Genomic DNA, 20,423 nt, shown 5'->3' with positions numbered 1-20,423 from the left:
TAAAAGCCGTTATATAACGGCTTTTGATGTTGTGAGAGTCTGAAGGTCAATGACGCGGTCACAGACTTTTTCTAGCTGTGTTCTATCGTGACTGATAAAGAGCACCGTGCAATTTTCTTCTCTGCATTGATCGACAAGTAAGTGAGTAATTGCCTTACTTGTAATGGGGTCGAGCCTAGATGTTGGCTCGTCAGCTATAAGTAGCTTGGGCCTTAGTAGCAGCGCGCGCAGCAATGCAATGCGTTGAAGCTCACCTCCACTTACCTCAGAGGCGCTGCGCTCAAACAATCGCTGGTTAAGGCCTAGTTGAGCTGAAAGTAAATCAGCACGCTTTTTAGACACCTTGTGAAGCTTTATTACGTCATCAATCAATGAATTAAGCGTAGTGTGATCGGCAAATGAACTTGGGGGATCTTGATATAGCTTTAGGGTTTGATAACGGTGTAAAAGCGTATGAAACGCAATATTGCCTTGATAGGGTAGAAGCCCAAGTAGAGCATCACCTAGAGACGTTTTTCCACTGCCGCTATCACCACAAAGCCCGACAATTTCGCCTTCCCCTAAAGAAAAACTAAGGCCAGTAAATAGTGTACGGTTACCTCTCATAATTGTGAGATCATTCACCGATACCAGCGGTGCAAACCTATGCGTTTTTTTTGCTGTAGCCGTCCAGTGTTGCGGAGCCGACGCAATAAGGGTTTTGGTATAGTTTGATGACGGGGAGGACAGTATCTTGCGGGTATCACCTGTTTCAACCAGTTTCCCGTTTTTAAGCACCATACATTTACCACCCAGTGCCTCTGCCACTGAAACATCGTGCGTAATAGTAAGTAGCGTACCGTCGTTAGCTTTTTGCTTTAGTTGCTCAATAATATGATGTTTGCGTCCGGCATCTAGCCCTTTTGTGGGTTCGTCGGCTAGAAATAAAGGTGCATTAGTCGCTGATGCACAGGCAAAAGCGACACGCTGTGCCATTCCACCGGAAAGTTGAGAAGGGACCTTATCACTGTCGTCTTTAAGAGCCAGGTTGTCTAGCTGTGTCTTCGCACTCTTTTGTGCTTCGCGAGCACCGTTACCCAATGTAAACCGAAAAACTTCGGCGACTTGCTGGCGAATTTTCATCATTGGGCTTAGAGAATGCCATGGCTCTTGCGGCAGCATAACAATGTCTCGCCCCCACAATTGTTCACATTCTCGTCGGTTCGCACGAAGCATATCTACACCGTTTACCAGAACATTTCCCGTAACCCTCAGTGCAGGTGGTAAGTCGCCCATAATTGCTTGCGCTAGCAGACTTTTACCTGCCCCGGTTTCACCCAATATAGTCAGTGTCTCGCCTTGTTCAAGGTTAAGGGATAGATCCTCTACAATAATGGTGTCTTGCGCGTAAATTGATAAGTGTTCAATAGCAATGTATTGGCTCACAGTTTGCGCTCCAATGCATCACTCTTTGATAGTCTACTGCTGCTGTCAAAAATGAACTTATTTAAACGAGGTGTTTTGTCACTCTTCGCAGAAAGTAAGTGAAAGCCCAGTACGAGAACGAATAGGGTGGAAATAGGTTGTGCGAGCAGCCAAGGTGCTTCGTGATAGTATGGAAAAAGCTCAACTATCATCAGCCCGAGCTCAGGGCTGGGAGGTTTTAAACCAACATAAACGAAGCCCACCGATGCCATGGCGATAATTGAGGAGGAGGCACCAAAAGCAGCAAGTGATAACACGTCTTGTCGAATGGCGGGCCATATATGCTTATTAAATAAATAGCGTTTTGGAAAACCCATTAGCGCAGAGTTTTCCAGTGCAGGGCCTGTCACTACTGGTAGAGTGATAGCACGTACCAGCCTGAAGTATTCGACGGCCAGTACTAAGGAAATGGCTAAATACAGCATAATGAAAGAGCCGGGTACTAGCGCCGCGAAAAGAAGAATAAGTACCAGTCCGGGGAGCGCCAATATCGTATTGGCAATGAAATTCAACGTCGTATCTACCCAGCCTCTACACCACGCTGCAATTACGCCCGTTAGCACGCCAATGATTGATGAACTTAGTACACACAGTGCAGCGAGAGAAAGTGATATGCGCAGACCCTCTGAGATTCTGGCTAACATGTCGCGTCCGAACTGATCTGTACCTAACCAATGTTGCGCACTTGGGGCTTCGAGCACTTGCTTTAAATTTTGTTGATTACCGTTTGTTCCCAATAGAACAGGCTCGCCCAACGCAAGTAATAAGAGCAGCATCAAAAGTGAAAAGCCAATCAATTTTTCAACAGATAAGGCGGGTGTCTTCATTGGCTATATCCTCGATTCTCTCTCACCCTTGGGTCGAGTGCATACTGACTTAAATCGACTAGTGTGTTGACCAATACGAATAACATGCCCATCAGCAAAGCTGTGCCTTGTAACATAGTGATGTCGCGGGCAAAGACAGCATGGGAAAGTCCGTGTCCTATGCCGGGCCAAGCAAAAAGGCTTTCAATCATAATTACGCCTTCAATTAACCCGATAAGTTGTATGCCCATGAAGGCTAGAGCAGGTATTACAATGTTAGGTAGCGCATGGCACCTGAACGCTTCTAGAGCGCTTAACCCTTTTATCTTGGCGAAATGGAAGTAACCCGATTGAACCGCATTAACAGTACTATTGCGAATTACGCGGTTTGATATAGCCGCCAGGCTTAACCCTAAGGTCATTACAGGTAATATGGTATAGACAAAGCCTGAAGAGCCCGCAACCGGTAGCCAGTTGAGCTCTAGTGCAAAAATAAAGATGAGAATTAGCCCCAAGCAAAAGACCGGTTGAGAGCGCACGAACGTGGAAAACACTAATGCTGTTTTATCAAAAAGAGAAGCACGGCTTTTAGGAGTATTTTCACTTTTTCGAGCGCTTCTGATGCCGCTATAAATTCCCAGAGGAAACGCAATTAATGCGGATACCAGAATAGCGAGTCCAGCGAGAACAAGGGTGTAAGAAAGCTGATTTTGTAGCTCAACAACAATGGGGGCCCCCGTGACCAAGCTATTGCCTAAATCCAGTGAGGCTAAATCAGTCATCCAGCTTACGTACTGTTCGAAAGCGCTTCTGTGCAGACCAAGTTCTTCTGCTACGGCGTTAGCGGCACTTGTGCTTACCGCATCGTCACCGTAGCGGCCAGCCGCTATTTTGTAAGCCATATCTCCAGGTAGTGAACGGGTTATAATAAATGTGAGTGTGCCTACACTCCACGCCATCAGTACAGCTTGAAGCAGCCGTTGAAGTAGGATTTTTCTCATTATTATGGGGCTATTCTCATTTGAGATACGCGAAAAGAACGCTCGTAAGGGTCGAAGCTGAAGTTTCTTAGTCGGCTAGAAGTCGCCGTTTGCTGCACATAGTACATAACGGGGATAAGAGGAACGTCTTGCTGAACTTCTTGCATAATTGATGATATCAACGATTTGTAAGCGTGTTCATCCGTGGTGTGACTCAAGGTCTTTAAATCGCTAAAGACTTTTTCATTTTGCCAGTTCATTGGCCCCCAATCGCCGCCTTCTTTTGAAGAAAAGTCAGCCAGCATTATACCGAGAGGGTCTGGGATGTTAGCAAAGTTACGCGCCATAAGTGCAGTTTGTAATGTACCATCAGCATGCCCTGAAGGAATGGCACTTACATTTTCCATATGGACAGAGAGCTTCACTCCAATGCTAGCCCACTGATCTTGAATTGCTGTGGCAATGGTAATGAGTTCTGGCCGATTGGCATAGGTAATCATATCAAGCGTTAAAGGCGAGCCATCTTTGTAGCGTACTCCATTCTCACCTACTAACCATCCCGCGTCGGTTAGCAGCTGTGCCGCTTTTTTCCTATTTAATAATAAGTCGCCATTTTCAACGCTATTTTTAATTGTTGGATTATTGTCAGCGTCACCCATTGAAATAGTATTGGTAGCATTATCTGTGGCAGTAGAACGAATATGCCAGTCTCGAATATTTGGGCCAAATAGCTGATCAGCAGAGATATTCGATATACGCATTACGCCAGATGCAATGCCTTTTCTGTCAATCGCTAAACTCAGTGCTTGCCTTACTTTTACATCTGAGAGGATAGGATGGCCGCTATTTAACTTAACTAAAGTGGTGCGAGGGATCCTGTCGCTAAACACGTTTACGTTAGAGTCAGTGCGCAACATGCTAACCGCGGCAGGGTCGAGGTTGTACACAATATCTGCTTGCCCCGTTCGTACCATAAGCGCCCGCGTTTCAGAGCGGTGACCCGTTACGTACTCAACGTTTTCAATAACAGCGGGCTCGCCCCAATAATTGTCGAAGCGTGTGGTTGTAATATTGTGGGGTGGTTCAAAGTGCGTAATCTGATAGGGGCCTGTACCTATTAAGGTTTTAATTCGATTGAACTTGCCGAAGGTAGCAGGTGCCACGATCGCAGTTGCATAATTACTTAACAGGGAAGGGAAAGGACGGTAACTTTGGTTCAAGGTGAACTTGATAGAATATTCTGATACCACCTCCATGTTGGCGATCATATCTTTTGAAAATGGCGTTGGTTTACCAAACGCGACCGAAAGGCTTTTGTAGACGGCGTCGGCGGTCATTAATGTGCCGTCATGAAAATACACATCAGGACGTAAATTAAATGTCCAAACAGTAAAGTCCTCATCATTTGACCATGAGCTAGCAAGTCCTGGGATAAGCTGACCTTGGTTATCCACGTCTATGAGAGTTTCCAGAATTTGCATTCGTGTAAACATGTAGCCGGTACTTGCCGGATCGTTATTGACTGGTTCAAAAGGACCACTGATCAGAATTTTGTTTGTAGGTTGTGAAGGTGTGCAGGCACTAAGTAGAACGCTGGCAACGACGAGTAAAATTGTTAGATGTCTAATCCGCATATTATTTTTATGTATTCCCTTCGAGCCTTTAAGCTTTTTCGTGTCTATTTGAATCCTGTGAATCAGTATCAGTATTCTTAGGCTGGCGCCCTGAATAGTAAAACAAAGATCCAGATTGGATAATATACGATTTGTTGAATAAATGTACAGAATGAGTCGGTAGGGCTAAACTACTTTTTGAAAAAATGCACTGGCTAATGACCATCAAGATATTAAGTAATGTTAAGTCGGTGCACAATATTTTCAACTTTTGTAATAAGCAGTTGGTCGTATGTTACATTGTAACTTTAAGCATTTATTAGTAATGCTATAGAGCGATAGTACTACAAATTAAAAAAGGGTTTTGAGCCCTATCAAACACACTGGATAACAATAATGAAAAAGCTTCTTAAAGCGGCAGTTGCTGTATCAGTTGCACTTGCGTGCACCCCCGCCTTTGCAGACAAAAACGACAAGAATGAAGTCTTCAGCAGTTCAACATTCAAAGCCATGGAGCTGAGAAACATTGGGCCTGCGTACATGTCTGGGCGTATCGCTGATATCGCAGTCGATCAGAACAATCCCTCAACATGGTACACCGCGGTGGGCTCGGGTGGCGTGTGGAAAACTACCAACGCGGGTACGACCTGGACGCCAATTTTCGACGACCAGCCAGTTTACTCCATTGGTGACGTGACCATTGCGCCAAGCAACTCAAATATTATTTGGGTGGGAACGGGCGAAAATAATGGTGGCCGTCACATTAGCTTTGGCGACGGTGTATATAAATCGCTAGATGGCGGTCAAACCTGGAAGAATATGGGTCTGAAGAAGTCAGAGCACGTTTCTGACATTATTATTCACCCTACAAATCCAGATGTTGTATGGGTATCTGCCCAAGGGCCATTGTGGAGTGGCGGCGGCGAGCGTGGGCTTTATAAGACGACCGATGGCGGTGAAACGTGGAAGCAAGTGCTTAAGCCAGCTGACGAATGGACCGGGGTAACATCACTACTTATTGACCCGCGTAACCCAGACAAACTTTATGCTGCAACGTGGGCGCGTCAGCGTTCAATTGGCGCCTATGTGGGAACGAACGAAGGCGCAGGTATCCATACTTCCAGCGACGGAGGCGAAACTTGGACTGAACTTAAAACAGGTTTACCACGAGGCAACATGGGTAAAATTGGTATGGCTATATCACCCATGAACCCAGATGTGATTTATGCCACCATTGAAACTGATAATCGCGGTGGTGGCTTCTACCGTTCAGCCGACCAAGGTGCTAGCTGGACTAAAATGTCAGATGAAGTAGGCGGTGGCACAGGTCCTCACTACTATCAGGAAATATTCGCTGACCAACATCAATTTGACCGTGTTTATATTGCCAGTAACTACAGCAAAGTGTCGGATGACGGCGGCAAAACGTGGACGCCCATCAACACTAAACGCAAGCACGTAGACGACCACGCCATGGCGTTCCATCCTACCGACCCAGATTTCGTATTGATGGGATCCGATGGTGGTATTTATATGTCTCACGACAGAATGGCGAATTGGCGCTTTATGGCGAACCTTCCATTAACCCAGTTCTATAAAGTAGCGCCAGATGACTCTAAACCATTTTACAAGATCTACGCTGGCGCACAGGATAATTCCACCCAAGGCGGTCCTTCGCGCACTATGCGTGAAGAGGGGATAAAGAACAAAGATTGGTTCTTAACCTTGGGCGGTGATGGACACGGCCCAGCGGTAGAGCCTGGCAACCCTGACATTATGTATTCGCAGTGGCAGCAAGGAAATTTGGTGCGTGTCGATACGACTACCCGAGAAGGGGTGTATGTTAAGCCTCAGCCACTACCAGGCGACCCTGCAGAGCGGTTTAACTGGGATGCGCCGATTAATGTGTCTGCACATGATCCTGCGCGTATCTATTTTGCCTCACAGCGGGTTTGGCGAAGTGATGATCGCGGTGACAGCTGGACGGCAGTGTCGGGCGATCTCACTAAAAACGGCAATCGCATGCATTCGCCACTTATGGGGCGCACGTGGTCAGTAGAAGCCGGCTGGGACCTGTATGCCATGACAGAGTTTCATACCATTGCCAATTTTGCTGAGAGCCCGGTAGATGAAAACATTCTGTGGGCAGGTACCGACGACGGTATTATCCAAGTGACCACTAATGGTGGTAAATCTTGGAAAAAGATTGAGCTAGATGACATTAAGGGGATTCCAGCCAATTCGTACGTGAATGATATTCGCGCTGACTTGTTTGATCCCAATACGGTGTACGTTGCCCTTGATAATCATAAATATGGTGACTACAAGCCTTATCTAATCAAGTCGACTAACCTAGGGAAAAGTTGGACTTCGTTGGCCGATGACTTACCCGAAAAGCACTTAGTGTGGCGTATTGTACAAGACCACGTAAATAAGGACTTATTGTTTATCGGTACTGAATTCGGTGTGTTTTTCTCGGTAGATGGCGGTAAAGACTGGGTTGAGTTAGACGGTGGTATGCCGACCATCTCAACCCGCGATGTGAAAATTCAACGTCGCGAGAATGACTTAGTCGCAGGTACGTTTGGTCGCGGTATTTACATACTTGATGATTATGCGCCGCTGCGTTCATTAACCGAGAAGTCGATGCAAAAAGACGCCATTTTGTTTGCGCCAAGTCGACCGGTTAAGTGGTTCCAGTTAGATGATAATCACACAGACTCTGATGGTGACGATCGCTTTGTTGCCGAGAATCCCGAGCACGGTGCAACTTTCACCTACTATTTGAAAGACAGTTTGCTAACGGCAAAGGAAAAGCGCCAAGAAGCAGAAAAGAAACTTATAGAAGACAAAAAGTACCCTAAGTATCCAAGCTGGGAAGCGGTTGAAGCTGAAAACCAAGAAGCTGCCCCAGCAGTGTATGTCGAAGTACGCGACAGTGATGGTGACTTAGTGAAGCGTGTAGAAGGTAACACAAAGAAAGGCTTACACCGTATTACCTGGGATATGAAATATTCACTCACTATTCCGCTTACTGACAAAGACAGCAAGAACAATGGACTCATGGCGCTACCAGGCAGCTATACCGCGACGTTATTTAAGCGAGAAGGTGCCACGGTAACAGCGCTTTCTGAGCCAGCGTCGTTTGTATTGGAATCTATCTATGACGGCGCGCTGAAAGGTGCTACGCATGCTGAAATTGAAGCATATGGTAATGCGGTGAACGATGCGCAAAAACGTGCATTATCATCGACGACTGTACTGAAGCAATTAAAAGAAACCATGGGCCTTTTGCGTACCGCGATTGATCGCACGCCAAGTGATGTGAAAAGTCTTGAAGCGCAATACGCTGCTATTCAAGATGAAATTAACGGGGTAAACAAAGTTCTGTTTGGCCTTTCATCTCGCGATAAGATGGGTATTAAGCCTGCAAATGTGTTGAGCCGATTGGGCTATGCCCGTTCTGCACTAGGGTCTTCTTACGGACCAACGCAGCAGCATAAAGACCAGCTCGGTTACGCCAACGATGGTCTAGATGATGTAGTGAAGCGAATCGGGACATTGCAGCAACGTGCTGTACCATCACTTCAACAAGCGGTGGTTGATGCAGGTGGACCGTGGACTACGGGTCTTCCTGTAATCGCCAAATAGCGGTAATTGAGCATCATCTTGCTAAGTACGCGGTGGTAGTTTTACTGCCGCGTTTTTCATTTTCTTTGCCAACTTTTTCAGTGCACACTTATTTTCACAGGTATGTATCGCGTAGTGAGATCATCATTGTTTTCTTTTTTGCTAGATTCAAGTTTTTCAGTGTCTTCTAAATCCTCGTCTGGTTTATCGGTATCTATTGCTGCACTACCTTTACTGCTTACATCATCTTTTAGCGTTGCCCAAGGTGCACCGCTAAAAGAGGTAGAGCGCTACACAGTAACGGCTGCACGACCCTATTACGACGAGACGCTTTCGCGCATTTTTCCGCAATATGAGTTTGATAAAAGTGGCCTAGTAGCGCCGTTACATACCAATGATGTCTTACTTCAATCTCCTTCTGTGTCGTTAAATGGGCAAGGCGGGCAAATACAAAGCATCAGTATCCGAGGGTATTCGCGGTGGCGAATTCAAACCCTGCTAGACGGCGTACCGATTGTGAGCGACAGGCGGGCAGGGTCTAGCATAGGCTTTATTCCACCTGACTTTATTTCAACAGTATCTGTGTTACCGGGCGCCGCTTCCACTTACCTAGGCTCGGGAGCGATAGGTGGCGCGGTGAACTTGCATTTTGGGGAAATTCAAAAGCCTCACCTACGCGTTGGCTACAGCAGCAATCAACAAATGAAGGCGCTGAGCTATGCTGGCAGCACACGCCGTGCAGACAATAGCAACAGCCTAACTGAAGAGAGCGAGACAGACTGGAACATTTCATACAGAAGCGCCGACAATGGAGAAGATGCGAATGGGGGCTCGCTGTTTGATCAATTCGAACAATCAGGGCTATTTGTTAGACACAGGCCGGTAGATAGCGTCATAAAAGAGGCGTGGACGCTTTATTCTGATAATAACGACATTGGTAAGTCGAGCAGTGACTTCCCAGAAAGCAGAATAACCACCTACCCGGACAACACGCACTGGCTTGGCAAAATAGCGTTTGAAAGTCATCTATTTACTGGAAATGTCTGGTGGCATAAATCTAGCCTAGACACCTCGGTGTTGCGACCAGAAAGCCGCATCAACGACAGCGAAAACAAGGCGTTTGACTATGGGTTTAACATAAGCACAGATACGCAGCTGAAAGACTGGGATTTGAACTGGCAGCTGCAAGTTACTGGTCGAGACGGCGTAGTGGCAGATGAGAGAGAATTCACATTAACACCAGCGGAAAGCGCGTTACCTGACACCACATCGCCCAGTTTCATAACAAATGCATTTGAAGCAGAGCTTGCCTATGAAGTGCGTACTCTCGATGCAAGCGAGATTACTACCGCAGCGGTTGCTGATGCCTCACGACAGTGGCAAAGCTTGTCGCTCGCCCTTGGCGCACGGGTTGACTGGCAGCGCCAGTCTGATGATTCAGATGCCAATACATTCCAATCTAGCACTGCTCAGACTAACACTAATCTAAGCGGGTATTTAGGCGCAAATTATCAGCTTTCTCAGCATTGGGCCGCCGGTATGTATGTGTCTAGCGCGTTTCGAAATCCGTCTTTAACTGAACGTTTCTTCGCTGGCGAAACGCCTCGCGGTACTGTGTTGGGCAGCCTCAAACTTGAAACAGAGCAAGCGTTAAATATGCAAGCCAGTGTTGCTTACAGCAGTGAGCAACTGCAAGGCTCGATAGAGGTGTTTAATCAGAAAATTGATAACTATATTGAACGCATTATGGTTACTGAAGATGTGCTTCAATATTCTAATTTAGACAGTGCAACGATAGAGGGGGTGAGCTATCAACTTAGTTGGCAATCGCACAATGACGCAATAGACGCTCGACTTAGCGGAATGTGGATTAGCGGTGAAGACGATTTGGGTAATAGCATCGCAGATATACCTGCAAACAGTCAGAGGCTTGATTTAGGTGTTCAATGGCAAGCTGTGCGGTTTTTTACGGTATTTGCCTATCGTGCAAGTAAGACGGATATTGCTGACGGAGAGCGAGTTCTTGATGAGGTATTTACGCTGGACATGGGCGCTGATTGGCAGTTAAACGAGCGGGTTCAGCTTCAAGCTAGCTGGCGCAACTTAACCAATCAACAGTATTACACCAGTGCCGATGACAAAGCGGCATTTGCGCAGGGCGAAAGTGTTCAACTGGCGATAACTTATCTGTTATGAGTTGTTTAAGGGCTGACGAAATTTGTTCTTTCGATATTTACTTTTCATGGTGGTGTACAGCATGACAAGGCCAGTTACCCACAGCACAAAAAGCAATAGGGCAGCGGGCAAAAACAGCCATAGCTTAGCGCCCTCAAAGAACCAACTACCGTCATGAATAGCTTCAATGGTGTCTGTGCGTCGGTACGCAACCTGAAGTACATCACCATTTTGTGCATTCAGTTGAACTTCCCAATGGTTCTTCCCTCGCACTTTAATGATGCCTTTTGTGGGGCGCACGTCTAATCGGTCTATATCGTCCCAGCTGTTTAAACTAACCTCAGGCACTTGTTTTACAGCGTGTAGCACGTCGTCGAAGGAAATCGTAGGCCCGTTGGTTTGGGTATTCTGCACTTTTTGTGTTGGTGGTTGGATCCAGTCGAATTCTTTTTTAACCTGCAATAATAAACCGCTCGCAATAACAATGATCACAGGAATAAAAATAACCAGCGACAGCCACAAGTGAATACTGCGGCTGTATTTGCGACTGTTCTTGCGAAAGGAACCGGACATGAAACAACACTAATACTAAAACAATGAAAACATTGCTCACTATACGGTAATCTCAATAGGCAGTAAAAACACTCTAACGCGAGGTTTACCCGTTTAAACGGAATTGCTCAGTGTCATTTGATTGCAGGGTGATTAAAGTGAAGTTTCGTGTCGCAGGTAAGGGAGGCCACAGATTCAGTCAATGTCATTTCACCTATCTCTTGCCATTGGGCTTTATCTATCCCTGCATCGTTAAAATTGGCTGCAGATAAAACCCAAGATAGCGTCTTATTTGGGTAGTGCTGCAACGACAATTCATCCCTAAAGTCATCTTTATTCACTAGCGGTGTATCAGGGTTTAACGACGCTTTTAGCCAGTAAGGACCTTGCCTTACGTTATTCGCTATTTCGTCGTTGGGAAGCAGTACTTCTGCCAAATGTGAAACAGGTCTGAAACGCGCATTCGCATTTTTTCCGCTAAACGCTTGATCTGCTTCTTCAAGATCGCTTTCCAAGCGATAAGCGGTTAGCAATTGACTGAAAGGCGGCAATTCGCCCAGTGCGGGCTCGTTGGTCATAGGTAAGTTGGCCACATGCTGGGTTTTAGTGCCACCCAGCGAGTGCATTAAAAATATGTTTTCAGTAACCGTACTTTGGATATTGGGGAAAAGCTTGATTGCCATACCAAAAGCACGCTTATCTCGCTGCTTTGTACCGCTTAAGCTGACTGACGCTCTTACAATAACCGGCACGTTTGTGCGTGCTTGAAAAAGCCCCGAATAAGGGCTGCTGTGATTAATTTTCCATGTGCCAGCGAAGCAAATACCATTAGCTTGAAGTAGCTTATGCTTGGTACCTAATTCTATAAAATTTGCGTTGGAAGAAAGGGTTCTTTTAGCGTGACTTAGCAGCAGGTTTTCACCGTCAGCATCGAAGTGTTTCCGCGACACTTCATATTGCGGTAGCGCCGAATAGGGACCTGAAAAAACACGGCTTTTTACTTCTTCGAACGAAGTCGACGTTGTTGTGAATAGCGATTGGTTTTCAGTTGTATCAGAAGAAGCGAGTGCGTTGCATGACAATAAAACTAGTGCAAAAAAACGGCACGCCGTGAAAGTATTTTTATATGTAATAGGTCTTTGTTGATACTGTGTAGTTCGAAAAAGGCGCATTGACATGGCGTGCTCCCCTGGTATCACTAGAAATCAACAACTTCTTCATACCCAAAAACGCATGGGTGAACATTTCACCCCAAATCAGCTGCTGGGCCGCACGCACACCATAGGTTGTGTTGCTGTTGAAATCACGCAAAAGTGTAATCTTGATTGCACCTTATGCTATTTATCTGAGCATTCGCAAGCGGTTCGCGACATTCCCATTCAAGAAGTGTTTAAGCGATTAGACAATGTCTTTCGTCACTATGGTCCTGGTACCAGTGTACAAATAACCGGTGGTGACCCTACGTTAAGAAAGCGCAGCGAGCTAATTGAAATTGTCGAATATGCCAATAAGCTCGGTTTGCACACCGCACTGTTCACCAACGGTATTGCGGCTTCCCGTGACCTGCTAACAGCTTTAGCTAAAGTTGGCTTAAACGATGTCGCTTTTCACGTTGATACCACCCAAGAACGTAAAGGTTTCCCTGATGAAGCATCGCTAAATGCTATCCGCGAAGAATACATAGAACGGGCTAAAGGCTTGGGGCTTATGATTATTTTTAACACCACCGTGCACACCGATAATTTCAAAGAATTGCCCATGCTGGTGGATTTTTTTGTGCAGCATGCAGACGCCGTAAGTTTCGCCTCATTTCAGCTACAGGCAGAAACAGGCCGAGGGGAATGGGGAGCAAGAGCTGATGTAATTGACCCCGTAACGGTGAAAGCCGCTATAGAAAAAACAATTAGCAAAGCGCTGCCGTGGGAAAAAATACGTTTTGGGCATAACGACTGTCATAGCTACATGCCAACGTTAGTGGCTGATAAACAGGTTTATTCCGTCGCTGATGATGCACACTTATTTGCGCAGTTCATTGAGGATTTTAAGCACATACAAACAACCCGGCAGCACGGCACGGCACAGATTATATGGGATTACAGTAAAGCACTGCTTGCTAGGCCAAAGTGGATTTGGAAGCTTGCAAAAGCGACCTCATTGAAGCTATTTGAAATGCGTAGCAGCCTTTTCAAAAGCAAAGGGCGTGTGCACAAACTGTCGTTTTTTGTTCAAAATTTTATGGATGCCAACGCCCTTCAGCAAGACAGAATTGATGCGTGTTCATTCATAGTTATGACCGCAGATGGTCCCATCTCTATGTGCAAGCACAACGCCGAGCGCGATGAACATATATTGAAACCTCTGACATATACCGACCGCCATGGGCAGAAAAAGCAGTACCAGCCACTTGGAGAACGCTACAAACAAAATAATGTAATACCCATTCGCGAAATCCCAGATATAACAACACCTAGTTCGCCGTCAGCAAGTGCGCATAGTACAAATGGCAAGCGTCACCATCCAGCCAAAAGCGTGTAAGGAGAAGATCATGAAGCCTCGCCGATTTCCTCAATTTGGGAGTGTGTTAGCCATTATCTTGTCCATGCTGCTGTTGTATATTTTACCAGCTGCCAACAGTAGCCTAGCGTCTGATAAGCAGAGAATTGATTCCAGTGTTGAAACCGCAGCGATAAAAGAGCTTAAGCAAGCCTATCGAAAAGCATCGCAAGACTGGGAATATGTACTCCAACACTATGTAGATGAGCAGGGACGAACCGATTTCAAAGGGTTATCTAAAGATATAGCGCCCCTTGAAAACGTCATTAGTTTTATTAGTTTTGCTAGCCCTGAAATGACCCCTGAATTGTTTGACTCACCACAATCCATAATGGCCTATTACATCAATAGCTATAATGCGTTAGCCATGTACGGTGTCATTGAAAAAGGTATTCCCGATGGCTTTACCAGTTTCTTTTCACGAGCAGCTTTTTTCAAGTTTCGCGATGTGGTGATTGGCGGTAAAGTCACAAATTTATATGATTTTGAAAACGATGTAATTAGACCGCTTAACGAGCCCAGAGCCCACTTTGCGCTTAACTGCATGGTAAAAGATTGCCCAAGGCTACCGCAAACGCCGTGTTATGCAGAAACCTTAGACGACACCCTTGAACAAGCCACCCGTGAGTTTTTTGGGAGTAAGAAACACTTTTACTTTGATGACAAACGCAAGCGCGTGTACGTTTCGGAAATCCTCGATTTTTATACTGAAGACTTTGTCGCTTCAGGAAAAGCAAAGGACTTACCTCAATTCATTAACCAGTATCTAGTCGAACCTATTCCTAAGAATTATAAACTGCGGTTCATTGATTATGACTGGCGTATCAATGCGCAACCGGAAAAACCGAAGGTTTCAACATCTACAAATAGCGACGTTGATAATGCTTCAAGTCAAGCCACAACGAACCCCATAGTTAAAGCTGCCCTTACTCTGCATTCTAACGAAAGCAAAGTGTCAGGTTCAGCCCATGTACTAGCGTCAGAATCAGCGCTATTAACTACGCTGTCATCTACGCCGCTGCTAGAAACAGACGTAGCGACAGACGTAGCCATGACCGAATCAACAGACGTGCCCTTTATACTTACCAGTTCGCCCAACCAAACAATCGTCTTGGAACTTTATACATCCCAAGGTTGCAGCAGCTGTCCGCCTGCGGAAAAATGGATTTCAAGGTTTGTAGAAAGCGATAAGTTATGGACAGAACTGGTTCCCATTAACTTTCACGTGGACTACTGGGATTATCTAGGCTGGAAGGATCCATTTGCTGACAGTACTTTTAGTAAACGGCAGCGAGACTACAAGCGTGTAGGCAAAGCAAACACCATTGCCACGCCAGGTTTTGCTTTAAACGGTCGTGCTTGGAATGGATGGTTTCGGGGGCAGTCGTTACCTAACCGAGTCGCCCCTTTGGCTGGTGCGCTTCATGCTTCGGTTCAAAACAACATCATTGAGGTGTCCTTCAACAATATCAACAGAAGTACATCGAATACGCTAGTTGTTCACTCTGCGTTACTTGGCTTTGGCATAGAAACCTCAGTCAAGCGGGGAGAAAACGCTGGGCGTAAACTCACTCACGATTTTATAGTAGTCGATTATGAAAACACGTTATTGAGTAGCAACGGCGACAATGCTCAGCAATATGTGGCTAGTCTGTCCTTGCCCAGTAATACTCATATAAAAGCCAAAAAACACGCCCTCGTTGTTTGGGTCTCTGATACTAACGACCCCTCGCCACTTCAAGTTGCAGCGTCTTGGTGGTTACAAGGTACTGAGTCTATGTGACGTAGAGAGTTATTGTTTTAAAAATGAATTGCGCTTTGCTTTCTTAGTTATCCCACGTAGAGTAGATGTTATCGACAATTTTCGGAGCACGGGGTTTGTGCTATCACATTAGGGTTAAAACAGATGAAGCGAAACAACACCCCAAAACCGCAAAATTTATCGCAAGAAGCATCACTTAGTATCCCTCAAGAAGCGTTTGATTGGTACGATGAATACGCCCACGGGGACATAGACCGTCGAACGTTTTTAACCAGGCTTGCTTCGCTTTCAGTTGCAGGTTTGACCGTGAGCGCTATTGGTGGCGCACTGATCCCTGACTATGCCAAAGCAGAACAGGTTTCGTTTAACGACCCTGCAATTAAAGCGACTTACGAAGTTTTTTCCTCGCCCAAAGGCCATGGTGAAGGCGGCGGTTATTTAGTGCAGCCCACTAGTCTGCCGGATTCTGGCGTTGCGCCTTGCGTTTTAGTGGTACACGAAAATCGCGGGCTTAACCCTTATATAAAAGACGTAGCCAGAAGGCTCGCTATGCAAGGCTATGTAGCGTTTGCACCTGACGCGCTGTTTCCGTTAGGTGGCTACCCGGGAAATGATGACGATGGCCGTGCTATGCAAAAGAGCCTTGATAAGGACAAGATAGAACAAGATATGGTAGCGGCAGCACTGTGGTTAAAAGAGCACGAAAAAACCACAGGCAAGCTTGGTGTAGTAGGTTTTTGCTTTGGTGGGTATATTGCTAATTTTCTAGCAGCCAGCATACCTGGCAAGGTGGACGCTGCTGTTCCTTTCTACGGGACCCCAGCGAAACAGCCCTTAGTTGACCAAGTAAAAGGCCTTTTATTGATTCACTTTGCTGAAAACGATAAGCGAGTGAATGCGACATGGGAGGACTATAAAGTAGTATTAGAAAAAAATGCTGCTGAGTACGAGGCCTTTACTTACGCTAAAGTGCAGCATGGCTTTCACAACGATTCAACAAGTCGTTATAGTCCCAAAGATGCTGAATTAGCGTGGCGTCGAACGGCAGACTTTTTTGATAGCCATTTGAAATAGTAAAATGTGAAGCGGCCTTGTTAGGCCGCTTTTTTTGCTTAGTTTTTACCCGCGATTATTTTATCCATGGTAATGGGGAAGTCTCGTACTCTCACTTTGCATGCATCATAAATTGCGTTAGCGATGGCGGCGCCTGCTCCAGTAATGCCTAGTTCACCAATACCTTTTGCACCCACTGGCGATGCGGCATAATCTGCCTCTTGTAAGAAATCCAGGCTAACTTCGGCAATGTCCCGATTGACTGCCACATGATATTCACCAAAATCTGGATTTACAAAGCTTGCCGTGTCTCTATGGTGATGGATCCCTTCAGTAAGTGCGTAGCCAGCGCCCCATACCATTCCCCCTTTTATTTGAGATGCAGCTGTTTTCATATTCAAGATTTGCCCCGCGCTGAACATACCGTATTGGCGAAGTAGCCTAACTTCACCCGTGTATTCATCTACCTCTACTTCCGCGAAATGAGCGCCACATGAATACTGCTCATCATCGCTGGTGTCATCTTCGGATACGCTACCGGTTGCTGATATGGGGAATTCGCTGTCGGACATAAAGTTGGCGAGTAATACCGGACTACTTACTTCATCATCACCTTGTGCAATCGAGACTAACTTTATTTGCCCATCTAAAATTTGTACTTCAGCTTGGCTAAGAGCTGGGGGCAACGCACTTTTTATGCTATCGATAAGAGCTTCACAGGCTTTTTTAACCGCAGAACCAGAGCTTGCTGCGCCAAATGAGCCACCTGAACCACATGAAGCAGGGTAGCGGCTATCACCGAGTTTTACTGTGACATTGTCTACCGACGTATTTAAAGTATCGGCGGCAATTTGTGTGAGAATTGTGTAGGTGCCTGTACCAATATCCGTCATATCAGTGCGAACCGTTACCTCACCGGTAGCACTCAATACCACTTCAGCTGAACTTTCCACCAGCACATTCATACGCATAGCACTCGCTACGCCATGGCCGATTTGTTTACCCGGTGTGGGCTGTGTTTTATGCTGCCACTTGAAGTTTTGCGCGCCTTGACGAAGGCACTCACCTAAGTTGTGGGTGGTAAACCGCGTGCCTTTCATAGGGTGAACTACCGGCAGGTTTTTTATGCGAAACGTAAGCGGGTCGATACCGGCTTCGTGGGCAAGTTCATCAATGGCCGATTCAAAAGCAAGGGAACCAATGGCATCTCCGGGAGAACGGGTAGAGTCGATAAGCGGCAGGTCTACGTCTTTGACCCTATGCGTACTTTCAATGAACTGAGATTTATAGGTAACCCGTGCGCCAGCCCCTGTTGCTTCGGCAAACTCATAGCCCTTGGCTTTAGGCATAGCGCTTTTGTGTTGTACGCTTAACAGTGCATGATCATCACCAGAAGCAAGGCTAATTTTCTGTATGCTGTGCCCTCGATGAGGGGTGTTATAAAAGACCTGACGCCTGCTTAACACCACTTTTACAGCTCGCTCTAAATACCTGGCCCCTATACAAGCGAGCGTTGCATCGTAATGAAGACCTAGCTTAGAGCCAAACCCGCCACCTACAAAGGGGCTCTGCACTACGATGTCTGCTGCATCCATTTCAAGCGTAATTGCAAGCGCCTCAACAGCCGTCGCTATAATCTGAACGCTACAATAGACCTCAAGCTTTCCATCTTTAAAGTCGGCAACCGTGGCGTGAGGCTCCATAGCAGCAGAGATTTGGCTTGGTGTAGTATAAGTTTCGTTAATGCTTGCTTGAATATCACTTTGCTGCGGTTTATCACCGCTAGACGCATCTGCCTCAAACCCACCATCTAGCGACGCAGGCTTTTGCGTTGCATCATCGAATTCTGTTAGCAAATCTGGTATTTCACCGTCTATGGTGAAGCTTACTAGACTTGCGGCATAGCGTGCTTGCTCCAACGTCTCAGCAATAACTAGAGCGACCGGCGCACCGAAATGACGAATGTGAGGTTCGTTAAGTACGGCGCGACTTTGAGTAAACCGACTTTCATCCGCAGGCTTGCTAAATGACTTAAGAGTACCTGCATTCTTATACGTGATAACTGCATGTACGCCTTCGGCCTGTTCCGCTTGCTCTGTATTAAGGGATGTGATTTTACCTACGGCAGTATCACTTGATACAACCCAGCCTATCAAAGGAGTGCGATCGCTCATATGCTCCGCAGCGTACCTTGCTTGACCTGACACCTTTGCTGAACCATCAACTCGATTAACTGGCGTCCCTACAGTTTTGGCATTATGCGTTGTCATATAAAGCTCCTTCATGTCCTGGGTGCTTTACCTGATGTTCTGCTAACTCTAAAAGCACTTTTGTTAACGTCCTGCGCAATAGTTCTGGTTTAAAGTCATTACTGCCAAACGTTTTTGCTTCGGATAACTCAGCTTCCGCGGCTTGCAATATGACTTCTTGGGTTGGTTCCGCGCCCTCAAGAACACTGATTGCTTTTTGCGGATACCAAGGCTTGGTGCCCACACCACCAAAGGCGAGAGAAAGGTCTTTAAAACGACCATCTTCAATTTTCAAACCAGCCGCAACAGAAACGAGTGCAAATGCATAGGAAGAACGGTCGCGTACTTTGTGATAGTACTGAGTACCGTTTGCTTTTTTCTTTATGCTGACATGGGTGATAAGTTCATCTTCGTCTAATTGGGTTTCTATGTGCGGCGTTTCGCCCGGCTCACAGTAGAAATCTCGTAGCGAAATTTCGCGGGTGTTACCATTTGCCTGAGCTGTATTCACTTGTGCGTCTAGGGCTATCATGGCCACGGCCATGTCGGAAGGGTGTGTGGCGATACAGCTCTCGCTGGTGCCAAATATGGCATGAATTCTATTCATGCTGTCATATGCGCTACAGCCAGTGCCTGGCTCTCGTTTATTACAGGCTTTTGTGGTGTCATAAAAGTAATAACAGCGGGTACGTTGTAGCAAATTGCCTGCCGTGGTTGCCCTATTTCTAAGTTGAACTGTTGCACCGCTTAATAAAGCTTGTGAAAGTAAAGACAGAGAGGGCTGCGTGTGAGCAAACTTCGCTAAGTCAGAATTCGTCACCATGGCGCCAATATAATAGTGATTGTCGTCTTCGCTGATAGTGTTAGCTTTATCCCATTTCGCAAGACTTACTAGTGTTTTAGGCGTTTCTACCTGTAGTTTCATTAAATCTATTAGGTTTGTACCTCCGGCCAAAAAACGTGATCTTGTGTCCAGGGGCAGGCTACTCAACGGCTTTTCGCCGTTATAATGATGAAGAGTGAATGGCTGCATTATTGTCTCTCCAAAGCAATAACATCGGTTATAGCATCTACAATGTTAGGGTAGGCACCGCAGCGGCATAGGTTACCGCTCATGCGTTCGCTGATATCTTCTTTCAATGAAGCTTTACTGTGACGAGTTTGACTATAAGTAACTGCGCTAGGGTCTTCATTTTTCATTTCCCTAAGTAGGGATACGCCTGAACATATTTGACCAGATGTGCAATAGCCACACTGAAACGCGTCACGCTCGATAAAAGCTTTTTGCAGCGGATGAAGACTTTCACCTTCACCGATGCCTTCAATAGTTGTGACTTCAGCGCCTTCTAACTGGAATGCAAACACTAAGCATGCATTAATACGCTTGCCGTCAGCGATAACGGTACAAGCACCACATTGACCGTGGTCACAACCTTTTTTGGTGCCAAAAAGTGATAAATGCTGGTGGAGAAAATCTAACAAAGTCGTTCGTGGATCATCGGGAATACTGACGTCTTTCCCGTTGAGATTTAATGTTGCCATGGAAGTATCCTTCTACCAATGAGCTCAATTTCGGTACGCCGATG

The 20,423-nt window shown here is 46.1% G+C and carries 14 protein-coding genes; 5 read left to right on the top strand and 9 right to left on the bottom strand.

What is annotated here, in order from left to right:
• Nucleotides 1-9: 9 nt before the first annotated feature.
• From ACFI6L_RS01300 to ACFI6L_RS01285, 4 genes are read right to left on the bottom strand one after another with little or no spacing between them, the layout of a single operon-like run.
• On the bottom strand, nt 10-1,425 hold the full coding sequence (locus ACFI6L_RS01300; RefSeq protein WP_462573270.1) for an ABC transporter ATP-binding protein: 1,416 nt from the start codon (nt 1,423-1,425) through the stop codon (nt 10-12).
• Nucleotides 1,422-2,291, bottom strand: coding sequence for an ABC transporter permease (locus ACFI6L_RS01295; RefSeq protein ID WP_462573269.1), 870 nt, complete (start codon nt 2,289-2,291; stop codon nt 1,422-1,424). Before ACFI6L_RS01295 ends, ACFI6L_RS01300 begins: the two co-directional genes overlap by 4 nt.
• Nucleotides 2,288-3,271 carry an ABC transporter permease gene (locus ACFI6L_RS01290; RefSeq protein ID WP_039228153.1) on the bottom strand — a complete coding sequence of 328 codons (984 nt, stop codon included), beginning with the start codon at nt 3,269-3,271 and terminating at the stop codon, nt 2,288-2,290. Before ACFI6L_RS01290 ends, ACFI6L_RS01295 begins: the two co-directional genes overlap by 4 nt.
• A gap of 2 nt (nt 3,272-3,273) precedes the next feature.
• Nucleotides 3,274-4,743: an ABC transporter substrate-binding protein gene (locus ACFI6L_RS01285; protein ID WP_462573268.1), complete on the bottom strand. Its 1,470-nt coding sequence runs from the start codon at nt 4,741-4,743 to the stop codon at nt 3,274-3,276.
• 516 nt (nt 4,744-5,259) lie between these two features.
• On the opposite strand from ACFI6L_RS01285, the gene ACFI6L_RS01280 reads away from it, so the two are divergent.
• Both ACFI6L_RS01280 and ACFI6L_RS01275 read left to right on the top strand, forming a co-directional pair.
• A complete protein-coding gene (locus tag ACFI6L_RS01280; RefSeq protein WP_462573267.1) occupies nt 5,260-8,514 on the top strand; it encodes a WD40/YVTN/BNR-like repeat-containing protein in 3,255 nt (1,084 codons plus the stop codon).
• 159 nt (nt 8,515-8,673) lie between these two features.
• Entirely contained in the window at nt 8,674-10,689 is a 2,016-nt protein-coding gene (locus ACFI6L_RS01275) for a TonB-dependent receptor (RefSeq protein WP_462573266.1), read from the top strand.
• Here ACFI6L_RS01275 and ACFI6L_RS01270 read toward each other — a convergent pair.
• Both ACFI6L_RS01270 and ACFI6L_RS01265 read right to left on the bottom strand, forming a co-directional pair.
• Nucleotides 10,684-11,241, bottom strand: coding sequence for a PepSY domain-containing protein (locus ACFI6L_RS01270; protein WP_156078691.1), 558 nt, complete (start codon nt 11,239-11,241; stop codon nt 10,684-10,686). The two genes, ACFI6L_RS01275 and ACFI6L_RS01270, sit on opposite strands and share 6 nt — an antisense overlap.
• Before the next feature lie 113 nt (nt 11,242-11,354).
• Nucleotides 11,355-12,398: a hypothetical protein gene (locus ACFI6L_RS01265; protein ID WP_462573265.1), complete on the bottom strand. Its 1,044-nt coding sequence runs from the start codon at nt 12,396-12,398 to the stop codon at nt 11,355-11,357.
• Between ACFI6L_RS01265 and ACFI6L_RS01260 the strand changes: the two genes are divergently transcribed.
• From ACFI6L_RS01260 to ACFI6L_RS01250, 3 genes are all read left to right on the top strand, one after another.
• The gene (locus ACFI6L_RS01260) at nt 12,397-13,755 is read left to right on the top strand and encodes a radical SAM protein (RefSeq protein ID WP_462573264.1); all 1,359 of its coding nucleotides are present in this window, start codon (nt 12,397-12,399) and stop codon (nt 13,753-13,755) included. The genes ACFI6L_RS01265 and ACFI6L_RS01260 overlap by 2 nt on opposite strands.
• Before the next feature lie 10 nt (nt 13,756-13,765).
• Entirely contained in the window at nt 13,766-15,556 is a 1,791-nt protein-coding gene (locus ACFI6L_RS01255) for a DUF1223 domain-containing protein (protein ID WP_435786721.1), read from the top strand.
• A gap of 123 nt (nt 15,557-15,679) precedes the next feature.
• Nucleotides 15,680-16,609: a dienelactone hydrolase family protein gene (locus ACFI6L_RS01250; RefSeq protein ID WP_435786722.1), complete on the top strand. Its 930-nt coding sequence runs from the start codon at nt 15,680-15,682 to the stop codon at nt 16,607-16,609.
• Between the two features lie 38 nt (nt 16,610-16,647).
• Here the strand turns inward: ACFI6L_RS01250 and ACFI6L_RS01245 are convergent, their stop codons facing one another.
• The 3 genes from ACFI6L_RS01245 to ACFI6L_RS01235 are packed head-to-tail and all read right to left on the bottom strand — an operon-like array spanning nt 16,648 to nt 20,379.
• Entirely contained in the window at nt 16,648-18,858 is a 2,211-nt protein-coding gene (locus ACFI6L_RS01245; RefSeq protein WP_462573263.1) for a xanthine dehydrogenase family protein molybdopterin-binding subunit, read from the bottom strand.
• Nucleotides 18,845-19,870 (bottom strand): FAD binding domain-containing protein, encoded by a 1,026-nt coding sequence (locus tag ACFI6L_RS01240; protein WP_462573262.1) that lies wholly within the window; start codon nt 19,868-19,870, stop codon nt 18,845-18,847. The genes ACFI6L_RS01245 and ACFI6L_RS01240 overlap by 14 nt, the downstream gene beginning before the upstream one ends.
• Nucleotides 19,870-20,379, bottom strand: a complete 510-nt coding sequence (locus ACFI6L_RS01235) for a (2Fe-2S)-binding protein (protein WP_061095629.1) — start codon at nt 20,377-20,379, stop codon at nt 19,870-19,872. The genes ACFI6L_RS01240 and ACFI6L_RS01235 overlap by 1 nt, the downstream gene beginning before the upstream one ends.
• Between the last annotated feature and the right edge of the window lie 44 nt (nt 20,380-20,423).

It is taken from the genome of Alteromonas sp. G4i35, from assembly GCF_054960375.1.
The sequence above is the reverse complement of the archived record's forward strand: the minus strand, read 5'-3'. Positions and strand labels throughout refer to the sequence as shown.